The following is a 327-nucleotide window of genomic DNA, read 5'->3' on the forward strand; positions in this document are numbered from 1 at the left end:
ATTGTCGACACAGCCAAAACTGAAGCGCGTGAAGTGACCAAGGTCATCAGCGTGTAATTAGGATAATAAAAAGGAAAGATAGGATGAAACGATTAGGCGTAGCACTGCTAAGTTTGAGCATGGTTTTTGGCGTTCATGCCGAAACATGGAAGTTTGCTTCAGAAGAGGACAAAACAGACGTTCAAGACATCTATGCGCAAAAATTTGCGGAAGTGATTAAGAAGGAATCTGATGGCGACATCCGTGTTCGCATCTATTACTACGGTCAACTGGGTACAGAAAACGACATCGTAGAGCTGGCTGCTAAGGGTACGATTCAATTTGTGT

Annotated in this window: 1 pseudogene; it reads left to right on the top strand. The window is 43.4% G+C overall.

From position 1 onward, the window contains the following. Positions 1-83 precede the first annotated feature (83 nt). Positions 84-327: pseudogene (locus AB4512_RS24115) on the top strand (C4-dicarboxylate ABC transporter); the annotation flags it as partial.

The organism is Vibrio sp. 10N.222.52.B7, assembly GCF_041474275.1.
Lineage (GTDB): Bacteria > Pseudomonadota > Gammaproteobacteria > Enterobacterales > Vibrionaceae > Vibrio > Vibrio crassostreae_C.